Raw genomic sequence first — 20,000 nt, 5'->3', positions numbered from 1 at the left:
GCGCACAGAACAACGACCGCCGATCACGTGATCGGCGGTCGTTGTTGGAGGTGGAGCGAACGAATCAGTCCAGGTAGTCGCGCAGTACCTGAGAACGCGACGGGTGCCGCAGCTTGGACATCGTCTTGGACTCGATCTGACGGATCCGCTCGCGCGTGACACCGTAGACCTGACCGATCTCGTCGAGGGTGCGGGGCTGACCGTCGGTGAGGCCGAATCGCAGTCGAACCACGCCCGCCTCGCGCTCGGACAGCGTCTCGAGAACCGACTGCAGCTGATCCTGGAGCAGCGTGAACGACACGGCGTCCACGGCGACGACCGCCTCGGAATCCTCGATGAAGTCGCCGAGCTGGCTGTCGCCCTCGTCACCGATGGTCTGGTCGAGCGAGATCGGCTCACGCGCGTACTGCTGGATCTCCAGCACCTTTTCCGGCGTGATGTCCATTTCCTTCGCCAGCTCTTCAGGGGTGGGTTCGCGGCCCAGATCCTGGAGCAGCTCGCGCTGGATACGGCCGAGCTTGTTGATGACCTCGACCATGTGCACCGGAATTCGGATGGTGCGGGCCTGGTCGGCCATGGCCCGGGTGATCGCCTGTCGGATCCACCACGTGGCGTACGTCGAGAACTTGTAGCCCTTCGTGTAGTCGAACTTCTCGACCGCGCGGATCAGACCGAGGTTGCCTTCCTGAATGAGGTCCAGGAAAGCCATGCCACGACCGGTGTAGCGCTTGGCGAGGGAGACGACGAGACGAAGGTTTGCCTCGAGGAGGTGATTCTTGGCGCGATTACCGTCACGGCAGATCCACGTCATGTCGCGGCGCTGCGCAACGGGGAGCTTCTCGCCCTTCTCCGCGGACTCGCGCATCTTCTCGACCGCGAACAGGCCGGCCTCGATGCGCTTGGCCAGTTCGACTTCCTCCTCTGCGTTGAGGAGCGCGACCTTGCCGATCTGCTTGAGGTAGGCGCGGACGGAGTCGGCGGACGCGGTGAGCTCGGCGTCCTTACGGGCCTGGCGCAGTGCCTCGGACTCTTCTTCGTCCCAGACGAAATCACCGGATGCCTTGTCCTCGGCGGTCGGCTCGGCGGTGACGTCCTCCTCGGTGTCGTCACCTGCAGCGACCACCTCGACGACATCGTTGGCGGCGGCGGCGAGGTCGCCCTCGGAGATGTCGATGTCCTCGATGCCGGGAGTGCTCTCGTCGGCGTCGTCCCCGGATGCCGGTGCGGCTGCTGTCTTCTTTGCTGCGGCCTTCTTCGCCGGTGCCTTCTTGGCTGCGGCGCGCTTGGCGGGAGCCTTCTTTGCCGGTGCCTTCGCAGCGGGTGCCTTGACAGCAGGTGCAGGTGTCGCAGACTCGGTTTCGGAATCTACGGTCTGACGGATATCGGTGGCTGCCACGTACGCCCTTTCGTGACGAAGTCGTGCGGCGTCACGCCAGAGTTGTTTCCGGCGGAGAGGTCTTCGGATTCGGCCGGCTGCGTACCGGCACACACCATTGTAACGACCTCTCAGGAGTTTGTTACCGACCCTTGCCCTATGCAGGTGGCAACCCGCGTGTCAGTGTGCCGATCCCGCGGACGTACCGGTCTCGGCGGACGGTACGGCGGAGTCCGCTGCGAGAGCGGCACCGACGATCCCGGCAGTGTTCAGCAGGGTTGCCGGAACCACGGGCGTGCGATTGGTCAGGTGCGGAATCCACTTCTCGCTCTTGCGGCTGATGCCGCCGCCTGCGATGAACAGATCCGGCCACAACAGCGCCTCGAACGTCTCGAGAACCTTCGAGACCTCCTTGGCCCACTCCTTGTAGGACAGTCCCTGGTTCTCCTTCACCGACGACGCCGCACGATGCTCGGCTTCCTTGCCGTCGATCTCCATGTGGCCGAATTCGGTGTTGGGAAGCAGAACCCCGTTGTGCAGGACGGCCGAACCGATCCCCGTGCCGAACGTCAACAGCACGACGACTCCGTCCTTGCCCTTGCCGCCGCCGTACTTGTCCTCGGCCACTCCGGCCGCATCCGCATCGTTGAGCACGGTGACGTTGTCGGTGCCGATGGCTTTCGCGAACAACGCGCGGGCGTCGGTGTCGATCCAGGACTTGTCGATGTTGGCGGCCGAGCGAGCGACACCGCCGGTCACCACGGCGGGCAACGTCACGCCCACCGGGCCGGTCCATTCGAAGTGCGCGACGATCTCGGCGACGGTGCGCGCGACGGCATCGGGGGTCGACGGTTGCGGCGTCTCGATCTTGTGGCGGTCGCCGACGAGCTCTCCGGTGCTCAGGTCCACGATTCCGCCCTTGATGCCGCTGCCGCCCACGTCCACGCCGAATCCGTGGCGCGCTGCCGCAGCGGTGGTGTTGTCCGAACCTGCCTGTGTCATGAGGATGCCGCTCCTGGCGTGATCGAATCCGTGTGATGCCGTCGCCTCCGAACAATAGTGCGTTTCGGCGCTCGCGGGACGCTGACGTCATCGGCGGTCGCTGCGGTGGTGCTCGGAGGTCGGTGTGTGTTGCGATGTACGCGTGCCGACACCAGACCGATCGCAGACCGACACCGCCAGTACACGATTGCCGGAAGAGCAGGTGGCAGCCGAGGGATCGAACACGCGCGAGGTCGATGCGCTGCGCGAGGTCGCCGTACGGGTCGCGACGCGAGCCGCCGAGCATGTCGGACGGCGCCGCCCGGAGGTCTTCGGCGGCGATTCGAGCGAGGGTGACGGCGCGGTGCACTCCAAGAGCACGCCGACCGATCCGGTGACCGTCGTGGACACCGAGACCGAGCGCGTCCTGCGCGAGATGCTGGCGCGGCTGCGGCCGGAGGATGCGATTCTCGGAGAGGAGGAAGGCAGCGACGACGACTCGCTCGACGGTGTGCGCTGGGTGCTGGACCCGATCGACGGAACCGTCAACTTCATGTACGGAATTCCGGCGTACGCGGTCTCGGTCGCGGTCCAGATCGACGGTGTCAGTGTTGCCGGGGCCGTGATCGATGTTGCCCGCGGGCTCGTCTACTCGGCCGCTCTCGGGCGTGGGGCGACGGTGGAGAGGGCCGACGGTACGCAGGAGCAGCTGCGCTGTTCCGGTGTGACCGACGTGTCGATGACGTTGTTGGCCACCGGATTCGGCTACGGATCAGGGCGTCGAGCGGTGCAGGGCGCGATCATCGCCGAACTGCTGCCTCAGGTGCGAGACATACGCCGGATCGGTTCGGCTGCGCTCGATCTCTGCATGGTCGCGTCCGGAGTGGTGGACGCTCACTTCGAACACGGACTCAGTCCGTGGGATTGGGCGGCGGGTGCGCTGATCGCCGCCGAGGCAGGCGCGATCGTCAGGGTGCCCGCCGCCAACAGCAGCAGTGCGCAGGGTGCGGTGACGGTGGCAACGGCCCCGGGGATCGCGGACGCCTTCGTGGCCGTCCTGCGCAGCGCGGGCGCCCTCGATCCGATTCCCGGCTGACAGGCCGTCGGCGCGTCAGCAGCGGGATTCGCGTGCTGCCGCGAGCAGATCGGCATCGAGTGGGGCAGGCGGAGTACCGGGTGCGGCCCCGGCCAGAGTGCGCAGCACTTCCTCGGCGTCGTCGTTGGGCTGGATCTCGCTGAAGTAAGTACCGAGTGCCAGATCGACCGAGTCGTCGGTGCGGGCATCTTCGATGAGTTCGGCGCATGGGGCGACCAGCGACACCGCGCTCGCTGCCGCCAGGCCGGCCGGGCCGAACCGAATCTGCCCCTGGCACTGCATGTTCTGGTCGATGTAGACCGGATCGTTGCCGACCTGGACGTCCGGTGCGCTCGCGAACCCGTAATCGCTGAGCTGGGCGGCCACGTGAGCGGCCTGTCCGCGCTCACCGTTCGCGTTGAAGACACGGACCTTCGATGCGGACAGGGCGGCGGGCTCGACGTCGAGCAGGGTCGACGGGTCCACTTCCTCGCCGAGCGGTACCGGCTGGGTACCGTCCGTCGCGGCGGCTGTGGTCGGGGCATTGCACTCGGCGGTCGCCGAGGTGGCCTCGGCGGTGGTGAACACCTTGACCCACACCAGCACTCCGAGGAGAGCGAGCACCGTGAAGACCGCGATGATCGGAAACGCACGGCGTCGACGGAACGGACGACCTTTGCCGTCGACCGAATGGCCTTCGGTGATCAGAGAAACCACAGTGATCTTCGCCTTTCCGTCGGCAGTCGCCGAGACCGGTTCGCAGAGTCGGTTCACACCGACGCGGTGCCTACTGTAGATGGCCGGGGTGCGCGAGGGCGGCACACTCGGCCGTACCCTCCTTCGATCCAGTGCGCGGTGGCCGATTCGGAGGCCGAAACCGGCACCGAGAGGTGTTCTGTGAAGGGTGGAATGAAGCTGCCCATCCCGGTGTTGATGCGGCGTGCACCCAGGTGATGGACTCGTCGGCGGTTCGGTTTCTGCTTTGCTACCGGCTTCGGCTATTGTCTGGCGGCCGCGGTGCTTCAAGAATCGGACGCCGGTGCACCAATCGATCAGGTGAGCGAGGTCTCGATCGGGTTTCAACCCGCGAGTTCTGGGAACTACCCGGTGTAGTTTCGGGCACCGCGCGACGACGAACGATTCGAACAGATACGAACATCGGTGGGAGCGAGCAAGCGCCCTCTTCACAGCCGACGGCCACAAGCCGACCACATCGGCAGCTTTCACCACACACACGCACGAAGATGAGGGGTACGAGGACAATGGCAACCGACTACGACGCACCGAGAAGAACAGAATCCGACGATGTGTCGGAGGACTCGCTCGAAGAATTGAAGGCCCGACGCAACGAGGCCCAGTCCGCCGTGGTGGACGTGGACGAATCCGACACCGCGGAGTCCTTCGAGCTCCCCGGTGCAGATCTGTCCGGTGAGGAGCTTTCGGTCCGGGTGGTTCCCAAGCAGGCCGACGAGTTCACCTGCTCGAGCTGCTTCCTGGTCCATCACCGCAGCCGTCTGGCCAGTGACGCCAACGGTGTTCTGATGTGCCGCGACTGCGCGGCGTGACCTTCTCCGCACAGACCTGATCGGTTCGGTCAGGTCTGTGTCGACGGCTCCGACCGTCGAGCGACCGGTAGGTCAGCGCGCCTCGACACCGTGCGCGGTCAGGACGGCCAACAGCTCCTCGGGGCGTTTGGTGCTGATCAGCCAGTAGGGCGTCGGATCGTCGGGGTCGTCGAGGACCACGATCACCATCTGTTTCACCCAGGTGCGGTGCTGCACGAAGGCCAGCGGATCGAGCTGCCTTCCCAGCGCCGCACTTTTTGCTGTCCCGGGAACGACGGCGGCCTTGGACGCCACATCGAGGGGCAGATGAGCGGACCCGACGCGTAACTCGGCACCGGTCGCACCGGCGACCACCTCGACGCGCAGCCTGCTGAAAGCGAACAACGCCCACGCGATGAGCGGGAGCAACACGACGTAGGGCAGCCAGGCACGGATGCCGGGCGCACCCATGTGGATCTCCGCAGCCAGCAACACAGCGACGGCCGCGCCCGCTCCCCACCACCAGATCGGTACCCACAGTCGCTCGGAGTACAGCATCGAGTTCTCGGGTGCGGTGGAGCCCGTGTCGGGGGTGGAGTCGCCGGACTCCGACGCGTGTTCGGCCTGTCGATCTGCAGTCACGAGTCCCAGGGTAGTCGCCACGCCGAGACCGAAGCCGGCCAGCGTAGTCTCGTTCGACGTGAGCGACGAAGTCACCGAGACCGGCACCGAACCGTCCGTCGACCGACCCCGCACCCCGCGCCGGCCCTCCGATCCGTTGTCCGAGGTCCGGGTGCGCCGACTCGATCCGGAGCTTCCGGTGCCGACACGGGCGCACGAGGGTGATGCGGGAGTCGATCTGCGAACGACGGCCGCAGTGACCATCGCTCCGGGCGAACGCGTCCTGGTGGGGACCGGAATCGCGATCGCTCTCCCGGTCGGAACCGTCGGACTGGTGCATCCGCGATCGGGGTTGGCGGCGAAATCGGGTCTGTCGGTGGTCAACACCCCGGGCACCATCGATGCCGGATATCGCGGCGAGATCAAGGTCTGTCTGATCAATCACGACCTGCACACTCCGATCGAGCTCGAGCGAGGCGACCGTATTGCTCAACTGCTAGTGCAGCGAGTCGAGCTGGTGACTTTCGTCGAGGTCGACGAGTTGGACGACACCGTTCGAGGGGCCGGTGGTCACGGTTCGACCGGTGGCCATGCGAGTCTGGAGCAGTGAGTTCCGCCACGACGTTCGCCGCGGGCAGGCACAGTGGAAGCAACCGAGAAGAAGAGAGTTGAACATGTTCGGACGGCGTAAGAAGAACGACGCCGGCAGTGCCTCCGCGCCCGGTGCGGAGCCATTCGTCGACAGCGTCGAAGACGAGGACGACGATATCGAGGCCGCGAACAAAGCCGCCGACGGTCCCCACGACCTCGGGGACCTCGACGACGATCGCGAGACGGTCGCGGCGACGCGTCTCGACCTCGGTTCGGTACTGATTCCGTTGCCGGAGGGCGGGCAACTCCAGGTCGAGATGTCGCAGGCAGGCAGCCCGCAGGCAGTGCACATCGTCACGCAGTTCGGGCGCATCACCATCGCGGCCTACGCGGCACCGAAATCGCCCGGTCAGTGGCGTGAGGTGGCAGCGGATCTGGCGACGTCTCTGCGCAACGACAAGGCCGAGACGACGGTCGAGACGGGTCCGTGGGGACGCGAACTGCTCGGTGTCACGGCCAACGCAGACCTGCGCTTCATCGGAGTCGACGGATATCGCTGGATGGTTCGCTGCGTGCTGGCGGGTCCCTCGGGCGCGGTGGCCGAGGGCCAACCGCTCGTCCGGCTGGCACACACGATCCTGCGGCAGACAGTGGTGGATCGGGGTACCGAACCGCACCCCGTTCGGACACCGCTACCGGTGGTGTTGCCGCAGGTGTTGGCCGAGCAGCTCGCGGCAGCCGCACAGCAGCAGGCGGCAGCTCAGCAGAGCGCGGCGCAACCGGCCGCGGAGCCTCGGGCTGCGGTACCGACGTCGGAATCTGCAGCGCCGCAACAGGAAACGGCTCCGCAGCCGACCGCTGCCGAGCGTGACCGAGCGCCGCGTCGGGGAGCGTCGGGATCGGCGATTCAGCAGCTGGGCGGCTGACCCGACCGCTCGCCGAGACCGTCGACGGCCGCTCGGCCGAGGCATCCCGGGTCGCTTCCAATGCCGTCCAGGGTCACCGTGCGCAGTTCGCAGTTCGGCAGTGCCCGAGCCCACTGTCGAGCGACCTCGATCGGATGGACTGCATCGTCCACCGCACCCACGACGACAGCGGGTACCTCTACCCGAGCGAGCTCGTCGAGTTCGAGGCTGCGGTGGCGAGCCGCCTCGTCCAGCGCGCCGGGAAGGGCGGGCCACTGGGCAGCCCAGGATCTGCGCAGAGTGTGCGCGAGCCACGGCGGGCTCGACGCTGCCATCGCCGCGGTGACGACGTCGAGTCCCTGCTCGCGCAGGGATCGCGCGGTGAACTCCGCACTCAGGGCCGCGGGGGAGCCGGCCGGGTCTCCGGTCCACGCAGGCAGCGCGAGTGCGAGAGCCGCGGTGTTCGATGCGTTGTCGGCAGCCCAGCGAACCGCGACGGCCGCCCCGAGGGATATCCCTGCGACCACGACGGGTCCGAGGCGATGTGCTGCGTCGTCGAGGGCGGACAGGTAGCTTTCCACCACCGCGGTCGGGTCGGGTTCGACGGCCACGGTGGTCAATCCCACACTGTCGAATGCCGCCGAGAACGCGTCGGCGGCGAACCGCGCATCGGACCCCGTCCCCGGTAGAACGACCGCGGTGCTGGTGTGGAATCGGCTGTGCACGACACGATTGTGCACGCCTGCCGACACCGCTGTGACGACGGTTGGTCAGCGTGACACTTCGGGTCTACAGTGGCGAAGTACCACCCCGACGAGGGGACGACCCACACCGCTGGAGCACAGAATGGCACCCGCTGCCGCAGGATACTTTCGCCGTCTGACGCGGAAGTTGACAGAGGACATCGATCAACTCGATGCCGAGGAGATGGCCGAAACCTCCGAAGCCTCCGGGGCTCGGCGGGCGTGCGATTGCTCGCGAGGTGAAGAAGTCACGATGCTGGGTCGACTGCGCAGCGTCGAAGCCTGTTCGAAGGCGGCCAACGCCAACATCGAGGCCGAGTTCTTCGACGGCACCGACACGGTGACGCTGCTGTGGATCGGACGACGCAAGATCGCTGGAATCGAGCCCGGCAAGACTCTGCTCGTTCGCGGACGCGTCGGCGAGCGCGACGGACGCAAGATCGTCTACAACCCCTATTACGAACTGCGCGACGACAGCTGATCGTCGCCGGTATGGCACTCTCGTTGTCGTGACCAACAGCGACGATTCCGTGCCGCCCCCGTCGACGACGCCGGAACCTGCGCCCGACGCGTCGACGACCGCCGAGAAGGTGGCTCCCACCGTCCTCGAGCAGCTCGGCGGGTTGAGCGGGCTCGTCTACTCGACCTTGCCCGTCGTCGTCTTCGTTCCGGTGAACAGCTATGCCGGTCTCGCCGCTGCTCTGTGGTCCGCTCTGGGAGTCGCCGCTGCGGTGTTGGTGTGGCGGCTGGTTCGTCGTAGCCCGATTCAGCCCGCCATTTCGGGATTCTTCGGGGTCGGAATCTGCGCATTCATCGCATACCGGACGGGAGATGCCAAGGGCTACTTCCTGTTCGGTATCTACACCTCGCTCGCCTACGGCGCGGCGTTCGTGCTGTCGGTGCTCGCGCGCTGGCCGTTGGTCGGCATCATCTGGGGATACCTCAACGGCAACGGAACGTCGTGGCGTGGCAACCGGTCGGCCGTGCGGTACTACGACGTGGCCACGATCGCCTGGGCGTCGGTGTTCGGTGCCCGATACATCGTTCAGTCCCAGCTCTACGACTCCGACCAGACGGGTTGGCTCGCCGTTGCCCGCATCGGCATGGGCTGGCCGCTCACGGGAGTGGCGCTGTTGGTCACGCTCTGGGCCGTGCGTGCGGCCGATCGTGCGCTCGACGCAGCGTCGAGCGAAGACCGCAAGCAGGACCGGCCGTCAGATCAGGCCGACAGCGGCGCGTAGTTCGTTCTCGACCTCTTTGGCCGCGACGAACAGCAGTTCGTCGCCGCCCTCCAGCGGATCGTCGTGCTGGGGAACGATTACTCGACCGCCGCGCAGAATCGTCACCAACGCTGCGTCCCTGGGCAATTGGAGCTTGCGGACCGGCTTGCCCGCCAGGGGAGTGTTCTCCGGCAGCGTGATCTCGACGAGGTTGGCCTGACCCTTACGGAACGTCATCAGGTGAACGAGGTCGCCCACCGATACGGCCTCCTCGACCAGGGACGCGAGCATGCGCGGGGTGGACACGGCGACATCGACACCCCAGGCAGCGTCGAACAGCCATTCGTTGCGCGGATCGTTGACCCGGGCCACCACGCGGTTGACGCCGAACTCGGTCTTGGCCAGCAGGCTGAGCACTAGGTTGGCCTTGTCGTCTCCGGTGGCAGCGATCACCACGTCGTAATTCTCGAGGTGCGCGGCTTCGAGCAGACTCAACTCGCACGCGTCGGCCAACACCCATTCCGCTTCCGGGATGGCGGCCTGATCGACGTGGTCGAGTTTGCGTTCGAGGAGCATCACATCGTGTTCGCTGCGAATCAACTCGCGTGCGATGGATCTGCCGACTGCGCCGGCTCCGGCGATAGCGACTTTCATGGCTTCCCGTTCGGGTCGATGGGGGAGGTGGGGAACGTGCGCTCGTGCATCAGTCGTCCGAGGGCGGCGGGTTGCCGGCCAGCGCAATGGCTTCGGCGACGGTTCCCGAGACCGCGGCGACGTACACCTCGTCGCCGGCCTGGATGACGGTTCGCTTGTCCGGTAGCAGTCCGCTGCCGAACCGGATGACGAACGCGGCCCGCGAGTTGGTGGCGTCCTCGAGTACCGAGAGCTTCTTGCCGATCCAGGCGTCGTGGAAGTCGAGCAGGACGACGGCGACGCTGCCCGAGGGATCGCGCCATTTGGTGGTGGGGTCGTCGCGCAACAGGTTGTGCAGAAAACGATCGGTGGCCCAGGGGACGGTGGCGACCGTCGGGATGCCGAGGCGTTCGTAGACGGCCGCGCGCTTGGCGTCGTAGATCCTTGCGACCACTTTGTCGACGCCGAACGTCTCTCGAGCGACACGGGCGGAGATGATGTTGGAGTTGTCGCCGGACGACACGGCCGCGAAGGCCTCGGCCTTCTCGATTCCCGCGCTCACCAACACATCTCGGTCGAAACCCATGCCGACGACGCGATGCCCGGCGAAGTCGGGGTCCAGGCGCAGAAAGGCTGTTTCGTCGCGGTCGATGATCGCGACCTCGTGTCCGATGCGTTCGAGCGCCCCGGCCAGCGATGCGCCGACGCGGCCACATCCCATCACAACTACGTACAACGCCCAGCTCCGTCCCGATCTCGATGGTCGACCACTGCCGACCGACACTGCCACGACCGGCAGGCGTGCACCAACGTATCGGGGGATCGGTCACCGTACCGACCGAGGGTGCGCTCCGACGCAGTTTCGGGCGCGTGGTTGAGACGTCCGCAGGAGGACGGCCTACGCTTCTGTGCGTGTCCAAGGTCTCGACTGCCGCCAAGCGGCTAGTGCTCGGTAAGCCGTTCCGCAGTGACAAGCTCGGTCATACGTTGCTTCCCAAGCGGATCGCGTTGCCGGTGTTCGCCTCGGACGCCATGTCGTCGGTTGCCTATGCACCGGAAGAGATCTTCCTGGTGCTGTCGGTGGCGGGCATCTCGGCAGTCGCCTTCACCCCGTGGATCGGTCTCGCCGTCTGCGTGGTGATGGCCGTCGTCGTGGCCAGCTATCGACAGAACGTGCATGCTTATCCGTCCGGCGGCGGCGACTACGAGGTCGCGACCACAAACCTGGGCCCCGCGGCCGGATTGACGGTCGGCAGCGCACTGTTGGTCGACTACGTGTTGACCGTGGCGGTGTCGATCTCGGCGGCGGCGTCGAACATCGGATCAGCGGTTCCGTTCGTGGCCCAGCACAAGGTGCTGTTCGCCGTGGTGGCCATCGTCCTGGTCACCTCCGTCAATCTTCGGGGCATCCGCGAGTCCGGGGCTGCGTTCGCGATCCCGACGTATGCCTTCATGGGTGGCATGTTCCTGATGTTGGCGTACGGCCTGTTCAGGGTCTACGTTCTCGGCGACGACATTCATGCAGAATCGGCAACCTTCGATCTGAAGGCCGAGGATTCGCACCTGTACGGCATCGCATTCGCGTTCCTCATCGCGCGCGCCTTCTCTTCCGGTTGCGCGGCGCTGACCGGGGTGGAGGCCATCAGCAACGGGGTACCCGCATTCGAGAAGCCGAAGTCGCGTAACGCCGCGACCACCTTGTTGCTGCTCGGAGCCATCGGCATCACATTGCTGATGGGCATCATCGTGCTCGCACAGAAGATCGGCATCAAGTACGCCCTGGATCCCGATATTCAGCTGGTCGGCGCGCCGGAGGGGTACCAGCAGAAGACGTTGATCGCGCAGCTCGCGGAGGCGGTGTTCAGCGGATTCCCCGCTGGATTCTTCTTCATCACGACCGTCACGGCCCTCATCCTGGTGCTTGCGGCCAACACCGCGTTCAACGGCTTCCCCGTTCTCGGTTCGGTTCTGGCCCAGGACCGGTACCTGCCGAGGCAGCTGCACACTCGTGGCGACCGTCTTGCCTTCAGCAACGGCATCCTTTTTCTGTCCGGAGCTGCGATCGTCTTCGTCGTCGCGTTCGGTGCCGAGGTAACCAAGCTCATTCAGCTCTACATCGTCGGGGTGTTCGTCTCGTTCACCCTCAGTCAGACCGGGATGGTTCGGCACTGGACGCGGCTGTTGGCCACCGAGACCGATCCCGAGCAACGGCGGCGCATGCACCGCTCACGGGTGGTCAACGGAGTCGGTCTCGGCATGACCGGAACGGTGCTGGTCATCGTGTTGATCACCAAGTTCGCCGCCGGCGCGTGGATCGCGATCGTGGCGATGGTGGCGATCTTCGTCCTGATGCGCATGATCAGAAAGCACTACGACACCGTGGCGCGGGAGCTCGAGAACGAGGAATGGGACGGAGTTCTGCCCAGCCGCACACACTCGATCGTGTTGGTCTCGAAGCTGCACATGCCGACCCTGCGCGCGTTGGCGTACGCCCGAGCAACCAGGCCCGACACCCTCGAGGCCGTGACCGTCAACGTCGACGAAGCCGATACTCGCGCACTGGTTCGGGAGTGGGAAGCCAGTGACGTCTCGGTGCCGCTCAAGGTCGTCGAGTCGCCCTACCGAGAAGTCACCAAACCGGTCCTGGACTACGTCAAGCGGGTTCGTCGCGACTCGCCTCGGGACGTCGTCACGGTCTTCATTCCCGAGTATGTGGTCGGTCACTGGTGGGAGCAGGTTCTGCACAATCAGAGTGCGTTGCGACTGAAGTCTCGCCTGCTGTTCCAGCCGGGCGTGATGGTCACGAGCGTGCCGTGGCAGCTGCGGTCGTCCGAGAAGGCCAAGCGTGAGGTGCTCGGCAATGCGCCCGGTGCGTCGCGTCGCGGCTACGAGCCTCCGGCGGGCAAGTGAGCGAGAGCTGGTTCGGGCTGCTGCTCGAGGTCGAACTGGGCGCGCCGGGGCACGGCGGATTCTGCGTGGCCCGCCACGACGGCCGGGTGATGTTCGTACGGCACGGACTGCCGGGTGAACGGGTCGTGGCCAAGGTGACCGAAGATCGGGGCGGGTCGTTCTGTCGTGCCGATGCCGTCGAGATTCTGTCGGCGTCTTCGGACCGGGTGGACGCGCGCTGTCCCATTGCCGGACCGGGCGGCTCGGGCTGCTGCGACTACTCCCACGCCACTGCCGATGCCGGGCGGCGACTGAAGTCGTTCGTCGTCGCCGAACAACTTCGCCGCGTCGCCGGAATCGAGCGTGAGGTGCAGGTGGAGGAACTACCGGGGTCCGGCGACGGAACCGGGTGGCGAACCCGAGTGCGACTCGCCGTCGATGCCGGCGGTAGGCCCGGCTATCACCGCTATCGCAGTAGCTCGATCGTCACCGAACTCACCTGTCCCCAAATGGATTCTGCCGCGTTCGTGGGACTGTCGGATCAGCAGTGGCGGCCGGGTGCCGAGCTGCAGGTGGTGCTCGACGGGGACGGCGAGCGGCATGTGGTGGAGATCGCGCCGGCGCAACTCTCGCCCACCGGACGCCGATCGCCGGGTCGTCGTGGAGCGTCGGCGCGTCGGGCAGCGTCGTCTCGCTCCCGGCCCGAGAAGGCCGTGATCGGATCGGGTCGGGTGACCGAATACGTCTCGAGCAGGGCATGGACCCTCGACGCCACCGGGTTCTGGCAGGCTCACCGCGGCGCGCCGCAGGTGTACACCGATGTGGTGCGGGAATGGGCGGACGCCACGTCGGGTGACGGTGCGTGGGATCTGTACGGAGGCGTCGGGGTGTTCGCCGCCGCCCTGGCCGATCGGGTGGGTCCGAGCGGCCGGGTCACCAGTGTCGAGTTCTCTCGTCGGGCAGCCGAGGACGGCCGTTCGGCGCTGCGGGATCTGCCGCAGGTCACGTTCGTGCCGGGTCGGGTCGAGCGCTCGATCGATGCGTTGACCGATCCGGTGTCGGTAGCGGTGCTCGATCCACCTCGCGCGGGAGCAGGACGGGACGTCGTCGATGCCGTCGCCGTCCGGTCTCCGCGTTCGGTGGTGCACATCGGATGCGATCCGGCCTCGTTCGCACGGGATGTGAGCTTGTATCGGGCTGCTGGATACGAGCTCGACGACATGCGCGCTTTCGACGCCTTTCCGTCGACCAGCCACGTCGAGTGCATCGGTCGTTTCGTTCGTCGGTGAGGGCTGCGGCAATCGATCAGATCCGGTGTGCAACTTCGGCGACCGGGGCGAAGGTGTGCATGGGAACGGACACGATGCGCTGAGCACCGCACCGGCAGCCCTGGTATCCGACGAGCCCCTCGCTCGTGTCGTGGGTGGAGTGGGTGGTCCAGGTGTGTGTGGTGTGTTCGGTGTGCATGCGTCCATCGTGATGTAATGGTCTTGTGCACATCAACCCTTACGGCGAGTATGCCGTGAAACTCGGTATCGACCTGCTCAATTCGCCGCCCACGTCGGCGACCGAGCTGGGCGAACGCTGCGTGGACGCCGGCCTCGTACCGGACTGGATCGCCACGGATGCCGATCTGGTCGACACCCTCCAGTTCCTGCGTGACTGGGCGCGGGTGGTGGACGCGAGCACCGAAACCGATCGGGCCGACGAGCTCAATGCTCTACTGGCACAGGCGTCGGCCTACCCACGGTTGACCAACCATGCCGACGACGGCTGGCACATGCACTATCGCGACCCCAACATCGAACTCGGCGGGGTCATCAGGGCCCTGGTGAGCGTCGGCACCGCGTTGCATCTGACCGGACGCGGGATGTCTCGCCTCGCTCGCTGCGCCGCCGCAGACTGCACACTCGCCTTCGCCGACACCTCGAGAACGGGCAGGCAGCGGTACTGCGGAACGGTGTGCTCCAATCGCGACGCAGTACGCAGGCATCGAGCACGCGCGGCCTCGTGATCGAGGCGCAGCGCAGCGCGTTCGTCAGGACTTTCGGTTGTACAGGCGCATCGTGATCGGCCCGAACACCGCCAGCATTGCCGCGCACAGCATCAGCGTCACTCCAAGCCCGCCCGTGTCGACATCGCCCTGCATCAGTCCACGCAGCGACGTGACCAGAAAGCTGACCGGGTTGACGTCGACGAACGCGCGCAGCCAACCGGGCATCGTGCTGGGGTCGACGAAGATGTTGCTCGCGAACGTGAGCGGAAACAGGATGAACATCGACACCCCCATCACCGCAGCCTCGGTACGGACGATCATCGCGATCATGGTCCAGATCCAGGAGAGGCAGAACGAGAACAGCAGCAGCAGAGCGATCGACGCGACCACACCGACAAGACCACCCTGCGGCCGGAAACCGAGGATCAATCCGAGGATCAGCACGATCACCGAAGCCAGCGTGTAGCGCACGACGTCGCCGAGCAGGGCACCGACCAACGGCGACGGCCGCCAGATGGGCAGCGAACGGAATCGATCGAAGACGCCCTTCTCGATGTCCTTGTTCATCGTCACTCCGGTGTACATGGTGATCATCACCACGGTCTGCACGAGAATGCCGGGGAGCAGGAACTGGATGTACGCCTCGGTCGACCCGGCCAGTGCGCCGCCGAACAGGTACGTGAAGAGCAACGTGAACATGATGGGAAAGGCCGTCACGTCGAACAATTGCTCGGGAACGTGCTTGATCTTGAGCAGCGCTCGCCATCCGAAGCTCAACGACGTCGACAACGACGACGGACGAGGCGGGCGAGGCCCGGCGGCACCGAGTACATCGATAATCGTCGACGCCTGTGGCGCCGTCTGCTGGGCTTCGGTGGTCACGATGCAACCTCCCGGTCGGATTCGACTGTGGCACCGGCGTCGTGCCCGGTGAGAGCGAGAAACACCTCGTCCAAGCTCGGCTGTCCCAGCGTGAACGACGCGATCGAGATGCCTGCGGTCTCGAGTGCAGGCAGGACCGGCGCGGCCTGCGCCGGGTTGCTCAACCGTGCGGTGACGGTGGACGGATCCGGGTCCTCGGTGACGTTGCTGCCGATTAGATCTCGCAGGATCCCTGCGGCGGCCGACCGCTGGGACGCCTCGAGAACTCGCAGGTGCAGTGAATTCGATCCCACCGACGCCTTCAGCTCGCCCGTCGTTCCCTCGGCGATGACCTTGCCGCGATCGATGACTGCGACACGCCCGGCCAATTGATCGGCCTCGTCCAGATACTGTGTGGTCAGCAACACAGTCGTCCCGCCTGCGACCAAGGCGCGGACGATCTCCCACACGTGGTTTCGGCTGCGAGGGTCGAGCCCGGTGGTGGGCTCGTCGAGGAAGATCAGTTCGGGAGTGACGATGATGCTGGCGGCGATGTCGATGCGACGGCGCATGCCGCCGGAGTACGTCTTGACCTGTCGTGGTCCGGCATCGGCGATGTCGAATGCCGTCAGCAGCTGCTCGGCTCGTGATCGGGCGGCGGGACGGGAGTAGCCGAGCAACCGGGCGAGCAGCACCAGGTTCTCCGTACCGGTGAGATCCTCGTCCAGAGACGCGAATTGCCCTGTCAGAGCGACCTTCTGCCGTACGGCCTCCGGTTCGCTCGCGACGTCGTGACCGAGCACCCGGGCGCTGCCTCCGTCGATCGGAAGCAGTGTGGCCAGCATCCGGATGGTCGTCGTCTTCCCTGCGCCGTTCGGCCCGAGCACGCCGTAGACACCGCCGGAGGGGATGGAGAGGTCGACTCCATCGACCGCGGTGTTCGTTCCGAAACGTTTGACCAGACCGTGTGTCTCGATCGCCGCCATGTCTCTCGATTCCTCCGATGGGCCGCCGCCCGATTCCCCGCGATTGTCCGATTCTCCACCAAGGATGAAATGCGGTCCACATCTGCGCAAACGAATTTTCGTCCCGAACCATCCTCCGGTCGGTTTGTTCCGAATATGTACTGCGGCGGGAAAACGCGGAGGTTTCGATATGAGAGCGATATGACCACTAGTGTCGTGATCGATGAACTCGATCATGAACCCGTCTGTTGGGACGACCTTCCGATGAGCGCGCCGATGTCGGATGCGTCGGGAACGTCGAATGCCGGCCGTGACCGGACGACGCCCGATGCCTCGGATAGCTACGCGGCACAGGACGCGGTGTGCGCTGTTCCCAGTCCACAGCTCAAGAACCTGCGTGCCGACGAGACCGATCGTCTGCGACGGTTGATGGCGTCGGTTGCCCAAGGCGACCGGGCGGCGTTCGCCGAGCTGTACGACGCGACGTCGTCGCGGGTCTACGGAATGGTGCTGCGGGTGCTTCGAGACCCGGGGTACAGCGAGGAGACAGCGCAGGAGGTGTTCCTCCAGATCTGGCGCGCGGCACCCAATTACGACCCGAACCAGGGCAGTCCACTGGCGTGGATCATGACTCTGGCGCACCGTCGCGCGGTCGATCGTGTCCGGAGCGAGCAATCGGGTACCGATCGTGAGGCCGCGTACGGCGCAGTCAGCCACACACCGGAGCACGACGAGGTACTCGAGACGGTGACGCAGCGGCTCGAGTCCGAGGCCGTCGTGGCCTGTCTCGAAACTCTGACCGATACGCAGAGCGAGTCGGTACGAATGGCTTATTACAGCGGTTACACCTATCGCGAAGTTGCGGAGCGGCTCGGGGTCGCGGTTCCCACCATCAAATCGCGCATACGAGATGGATTGATCAAGTTGAAAACATGTCTGGGGGTGATCCCGCAATGAGCGACTCGTCACGGCAGCGACTACTCGACGACGCGGAGGTCTACGCCCTCCACGCGACCACCGACGCCGAGCGACGCGACATCGAGGCCGAGCGCCTACGCGTCGACGACACCGCGCGAGCCCAGTTCGACATTCTCGTGAGCGAGATCCACGAGACGCTGGCCCTGGCGGCCGCGGCGGATGCGACACCCGCACCCGACCGACTGCGTCGTTCGGTGCTCGATCGGGTCGCCGTCAGCGACCAGGAGCCCACGGTCCACCAGTTGCCACCGAACGTCACACCACTGCACCGGCATCGGCGGGAGCGCTCGAAGGCCTGGCGGTACTCGATGGTCTCGGCTGCGGCCGCGGTGGTCGTCGCCGTCGGCGGAGTGGTGGTCGTCAGCCAGACGATGGGCAACGATGCGCAGCCGTCTCAGGCGGAGCAGATCGTGGCCGCGCCCGACTCACGTCAGGTGTCGGCGGAGTTCCCCGGTGGCGGCTCGGCCACCGTGTCGTACTCGCTTTCCCAGAACGCGGTCGTCGTCGATCTCGACGGAGTCCCACAGCCGCCGCCCGGTCGCGTGTACCAGATGTGGTTCGTGGACGGCTCACCTCGCTCGGCCGGCGTCGTGACCGAGGATCAGCTGACCTCGGAGTCCGGAACGGTGGTCGACGGTCTCGGTTCCTCGACCAACTTCGCGTTCTCGCTGGAACCCGCAGGCGGGTCGGCCCAGCCCACCGAGGTGCTCACGATGCTCACGTTGGGTGCCTGACCACAGCACGAGAACAGTCGCCTCGGGCGGTTCGACATTCGGTCAGATGCCGATGTCGAACCGCCCGAGCGTTCTGATCACCGCTGCCATCTGGCCGTAGGCTCCGGTGGCGAGGTTCTCCAGCAGCGCCAGCTTGACCTCCGGTGCGTCGCGTGTGAGTGCCTGGAAGTGCTCCACCGACACCACAACGAGGTCGACCGGTGTCTCGGCGACCATGTCGAGCAAGAAGGGCACCGACATCAGCAACGGCATCTCGCCGAAGCTCATGCCGGGGGAGAGAGTCGTGATGCGGTGCTTGCCACCGTCGGCGGCGACGGCCGTCGAGGTCACCTCGCCGCGCAGCATCAGGAACAGGCCTGCCGCCGGGGCACCGTGACGAACGATCACGTCGCCACGCGCGTAGTGCCGCTTCTCCAGGTAGGGCGTCACCGCCTCGAACTGTTCGGCCGAGAGCCCGGCAAGCAGCGGGTGCTCTGCGATAGCGACGACGGCCGGCTGTCGCGCGCCTGCGCAGTGACGATCCAGCAGCAGGTTCTCTGCCCATTGAACGGCCGAACCGAGGCTCGAGTACACCCGACCGGCCGGATCGGACGGGTCGAGGCTCGAGGTGGTGTGCCCCATGATCGCTCTCGGGTCGACCAGAGCCACCACGCAGCCGTGTTCGGCGAGATCCCGACGAAGGTCCTCGAACATGGTGCGGGCGATCGCACTGACCTCGTCGACGCCGCGCACGTCGATGACGAGCGCATCGAGTTCCCGATCCAGGTCGCCGATCTCACGAACGGCGGTCTCGGCACCGGAGAACAGCAGATCGCCGTGCAGTTCGTACACGCGGGCGCGTTCGCCCACGGCGGCCAGAGTGGCCTGTTCGGTGTCGGAACGCCGCTTGCGCGACGGAGCCTCGGTCACCACGTAGCGACGCCGGATCGAGGACTTCGCCGCACGAGTGACGTGCAGAAAGTGCAGTTCGAGGCGTGTCGAGAGTTCGCGACAGGCGGCGACTCCGCGCACGCTGTTGCCGTGCGAGTCGAGCCGCGGGGAGTAGACGGCGATGCCCATCTGTCCCGGAAGAACCGCGAGGATCCCGCCCCCGACTCCGCTCTTGGCCGGCAGGCCGACCCTCGCGACCCAGTCGCCTGCGCCGTCGTACATCCCACATGTCGTCATGACCGACAGCACTCGTTCGACGAGGGCCGGTGCGAGCGCACGCTCCCGCGTCCGGGGATTGACGCCGTTGTTGGCCATGGTGGCCGCCATCATGGCGAGGTCGGCGGCGGTGACATCGATCGAGCACTGGCGGAAGTACAGATCGACGGCAGCATCGGGATCGTGGTCGATGATGTCGAACGAACGGAGCATGTACCCGATGGCGCGGTTGCGATTGCCGGTGCGCGCCTCCGACCGATAGACGGCGTCGTTGAACGTCAGAGACCTCCCCGCATACCGCGAGTACGAGGCGCGAATGCGCTCGAATCGATCCTCGGCACTGCGACCGGCGATGAGCGACGCCGACGTGATGGCACCGGCGTTGATCATCGGGTTGCGTGGTCGCTCGGTGACGGGATCGAGGCTGATCTCGTTGAAGGGTTCCCCGGACGGTTCGATGTCGATCTTGCTCGCCACGACGTCCAGGCCCCGGTCGGCCAGCGCCAATGCGTACGTGAACGGCTTGGAGATCGATTGGATCGTGAAGGGGAGTCCGGTGTCGCCGACTTCGTAGACGTAACCGTCCGTGGTCGTCAGCGCGATACCGAATCCGTCCGGCGTGACGGCAGCGAGTTCGGGGATGTAGTCCGCCACCTGCCCGGACGTGTCGTCACGGCACAGTTCGTGAACTCGGCGCAGGATGGCATCGACCACGTTGCTCATGGGCCACACTGTATGTGTGA

22 protein-coding genes are annotated in these 20,000 nt (G+C 66.0%); 11 read left to right on the top strand and 11 right to left on the bottom strand.

Features of this window, described 5'->3' with window-relative positions:
* Window positions 1–64: 64 nt before the first annotated feature.
* Both CH276_RS17105 and ppgK read right to left on the bottom strand, forming a co-directional pair.
* Entirely contained in the window at window positions 65–1,396 is a 1,332-nt protein-coding gene (locus CH276_RS17105; protein ID WP_032397920.1) for an RNA polymerase sigma factor, read from the bottom strand.
* Between the two features lie 159 nt (window positions 1,397–1,555).
* A complete protein-coding gene (ppgK, locus tag CH276_RS17100) occupies window positions 1,556–2,377 on the bottom strand; it encodes a polyphosphate--glucose phosphotransferase (RefSeq protein ID WP_052050332.1) in 822 nt (273 codons plus the stop codon).
* 187 nt (window positions 2,378–2,564) lie between these two features.
* Between ppgK and CH276_RS17095 the strand changes: the two genes are divergently transcribed.
* Complete coding sequence (locus CH276_RS17095) at window positions 2,565–3,452, top strand: inositol monophosphatase family protein (protein ID WP_373453534.1); 888 nt, start codon at window positions 2,565–2,567, stop codon at window positions 3,450–3,452.
* 15 nt (window positions 3,453–3,467) lie between these two features.
* Here CH276_RS17095 and cei read toward each other — a convergent pair whose 3' ends face one another.
* A complete protein-coding gene (gene cei / locus CH276_RS17090) occupies window positions 3,468–4,148 on the bottom strand; it encodes an envelope integrity protein Cei (RefSeq protein WP_094630117.1) in 681 nt (226 codons plus the stop codon).
* A 545-nt stretch (window positions 4,149–4,693) separates the two neighbouring features.
* On the opposite strand from cei, the gene CH276_RS17085 reads away from it, so the two are divergent.
* Window positions 4,694–4,996, top strand: coding sequence for a DUF4193 domain-containing protein (locus tag CH276_RS17085; protein ID WP_027496891.1), 303 nt, complete (start codon window positions 4,694–4,696; stop codon window positions 4,994–4,996).
* A 72-nt stretch (window positions 4,997–5,068) separates the two neighbouring features.
* Here the strand turns inward: CH276_RS17085 and CH276_RS17080 are convergent, their stop codons facing one another.
* Window positions 5,069–5,533 carry a DUF3093 domain-containing protein gene (locus tag CH276_RS17080; protein WP_045199816.1) on the bottom strand — a complete coding sequence of 155 codons (465 nt, stop codon included), beginning with the start codon at window positions 5,531–5,533 and terminating at the stop codon, window positions 5,069–5,071.
* 220 nt (window positions 5,534–5,753) lie between these two features.
* On the opposite strand from CH276_RS17080, the gene dut reads away from it, so the two are divergent.
* Together dut and CH276_RS17070 are read left to right on the top strand one after the other, a co-directional pair.
* On the top strand, window positions 5,754–6,206 hold the full coding sequence (gene dut / locus CH276_RS17075; RefSeq protein WP_032398419.1) for a dUTP diphosphatase: 453 nt from the start codon (window positions 5,754–5,756) through the stop codon (window positions 6,204–6,206).
* A 64-nt stretch (window positions 6,207–6,270) separates the two neighbouring features.
* Window positions 6,271–7,113, top strand: coding sequence for a DUF3710 domain-containing protein (locus tag CH276_RS17070; protein ID WP_094630070.1), 843 nt, complete (start codon window positions 6,271–6,273; stop codon window positions 7,111–7,113).
* Here the strand turns inward: CH276_RS17070 and CH276_RS17065 are convergent.
* Window positions 7,095–7,817, bottom strand: a complete 723-nt coding sequence (locus CH276_RS17065) for an alpha/beta fold hydrolase (protein ID WP_254924113.1) — start codon at window positions 7,815–7,817, stop codon at window positions 7,095–7,097. The genes CH276_RS17070 and CH276_RS17065 overlap by 19 nt on opposite strands.
* Window positions 7,818–7,938: 121 nt before the next feature.
* Between CH276_RS17065 and CH276_RS17060 the strand changes: the two genes are divergently transcribed.
* Both CH276_RS17060 and CH276_RS17055 read left to right on the top strand, forming a co-directional pair.
* Window positions 7,939–8,316: an OB-fold nucleic acid binding domain-containing protein gene (locus CH276_RS17060; RefSeq protein WP_032397922.1), complete on the top strand. Its 378-nt coding sequence runs from the start codon at window positions 7,939–7,941 to the stop codon at window positions 8,314–8,316.
* A 109-nt stretch (window positions 8,317–8,425) separates the two neighbouring features.
* Window positions 8,426–9,076: a DUF3159 domain-containing protein gene (locus CH276_RS17055; protein WP_032398421.1), complete on the top strand. Its 651-nt coding sequence runs from the start codon at window positions 8,426–8,428 to the stop codon at window positions 9,074–9,076.
* Here CH276_RS17055 and CH276_RS17050 read toward each other — a convergent pair.
* Window positions 9,050–9,709 (bottom strand): potassium channel family protein, encoded by a 660-nt coding sequence (locus CH276_RS17050; protein ID WP_032397923.1) that lies wholly within the window; start codon window positions 9,707–9,709, stop codon window positions 9,050–9,052. The genes CH276_RS17055 and CH276_RS17050 overlap by 27 nt on opposite strands.
* A gap of 49 nt (window positions 9,710–9,758) precedes the next feature.
* Complete coding sequence (locus CH276_RS17045; protein ID WP_176459289.1) at window positions 9,759–10,424, bottom strand: potassium channel family protein; 666 nt, start codon at window positions 10,422–10,424, stop codon at window positions 9,759–9,761.
* 176 nt (window positions 10,425–10,600) lie between these two features.
* Between CH276_RS17045 and CH276_RS17040 the strand changes: the two genes are divergently transcribed.
* A complete protein-coding gene (locus tag CH276_RS17040; RefSeq protein ID WP_045199809.1) occupies window positions 10,601–12,598 on the top strand; it encodes an APC family permease in 1,998 nt (665 codons plus the stop codon).
* Window positions 12,595–13,866 (top strand): class I SAM-dependent RNA methyltransferase, encoded by a 1,272-nt coding sequence (locus CH276_RS17035; protein ID WP_094630069.1) that lies wholly within the window; start codon window positions 12,595–12,597, stop codon window positions 13,864–13,866. The genes CH276_RS17040 and CH276_RS17035 overlap by 4 nt, the downstream gene beginning before the upstream one ends.
* Before the next feature lie 16 nt (window positions 13,867–13,882).
* On the opposite strand, the gene CH276_RS28525 is transcribed toward CH276_RS17035, so the two are convergent.
* On the bottom strand, window positions 13,883–14,044 hold the full coding sequence (locus tag CH276_RS28525) for a hypothetical protein (RefSeq protein ID WP_176459288.1): 162 nt from the start codon (window positions 14,042–14,044) through the stop codon (window positions 13,883–13,885).
* 25 nt (window positions 14,045–14,069) lie between these two features.
* Here CH276_RS28525 and CH276_RS17030 point away from each other — a divergent pair, with 25 nt between their 5' ends.
* Window positions 14,070–14,591 carry a CGNR zinc finger domain-containing protein gene (locus CH276_RS17030; protein WP_032397925.1) on the top strand — a complete coding sequence of 174 codons (522 nt, stop codon included), beginning with the start codon at window positions 14,070–14,072 and terminating at the stop codon, window positions 14,589–14,591.
* Between the two features lie 24 nt (window positions 14,592–14,615).
* Here CH276_RS17030 and CH276_RS17025 read toward each other — a convergent pair whose 3' ends face one another.
* Window positions 14,616–15,455, bottom strand: a complete 840-nt coding sequence (locus CH276_RS17025) for an ABC transporter permease (protein ID WP_032397926.1) — start codon at window positions 15,453–15,455, stop codon at window positions 14,616–14,618.
* On the bottom strand, window positions 15,452–16,420 hold the full coding sequence (locus CH276_RS17020; protein WP_094630068.1) for an ATP-binding cassette domain-containing protein: 969 nt from the start codon (window positions 16,418–16,420) through the stop codon (window positions 15,452–15,454). The genes CH276_RS17025 and CH276_RS17020 overlap by 4 nt, the downstream gene beginning before the upstream one ends.
* Before the next feature lie 180 nt (window positions 16,421–16,600).
* Here CH276_RS17020 and CH276_RS17015 point away from each other — a divergent pair, with 180 nt between their 5' ends.
* A complete protein-coding gene (locus CH276_RS17015) occupies window positions 16,601–17,356 on the top strand; it encodes a sigma-70 family RNA polymerase sigma factor (RefSeq protein WP_094630067.1) in 756 nt (251 codons plus the stop codon).
* A complete protein-coding gene (locus CH276_RS17010; RefSeq protein ID WP_032397929.1) occupies window positions 17,353–18,111 on the top strand; it encodes an anti-sigma factor in 759 nt (252 codons plus the stop codon). The genes CH276_RS17015 and CH276_RS17010 overlap by 4 nt, the downstream gene beginning before the upstream one ends.
* Window positions 18,112–18,153: 42 nt before the next feature.
* On the opposite strand, the gene glsA is transcribed toward CH276_RS17010, so the two are convergent.
* Entirely contained in the window at window positions 18,154–19,980 is a 1,827-nt protein-coding gene (gene glsA / locus CH276_RS17005; protein WP_094630066.1) for a glutaminase A, read from the bottom strand.
* Window positions 19,981–20,000 lie beyond the last annotated feature (20 nt).

The organism is Rhodococcus sp. 06-470-2, assembly GCF_002258235.1.
Classification (GTDB): Bacteria; Actinomycetota; Actinomycetes; order Mycobacteriales; family Mycobacteriaceae; genus Rhodococcoides.
This window is presented reverse-complemented; position numbering and strand designations above follow the sequence as displayed.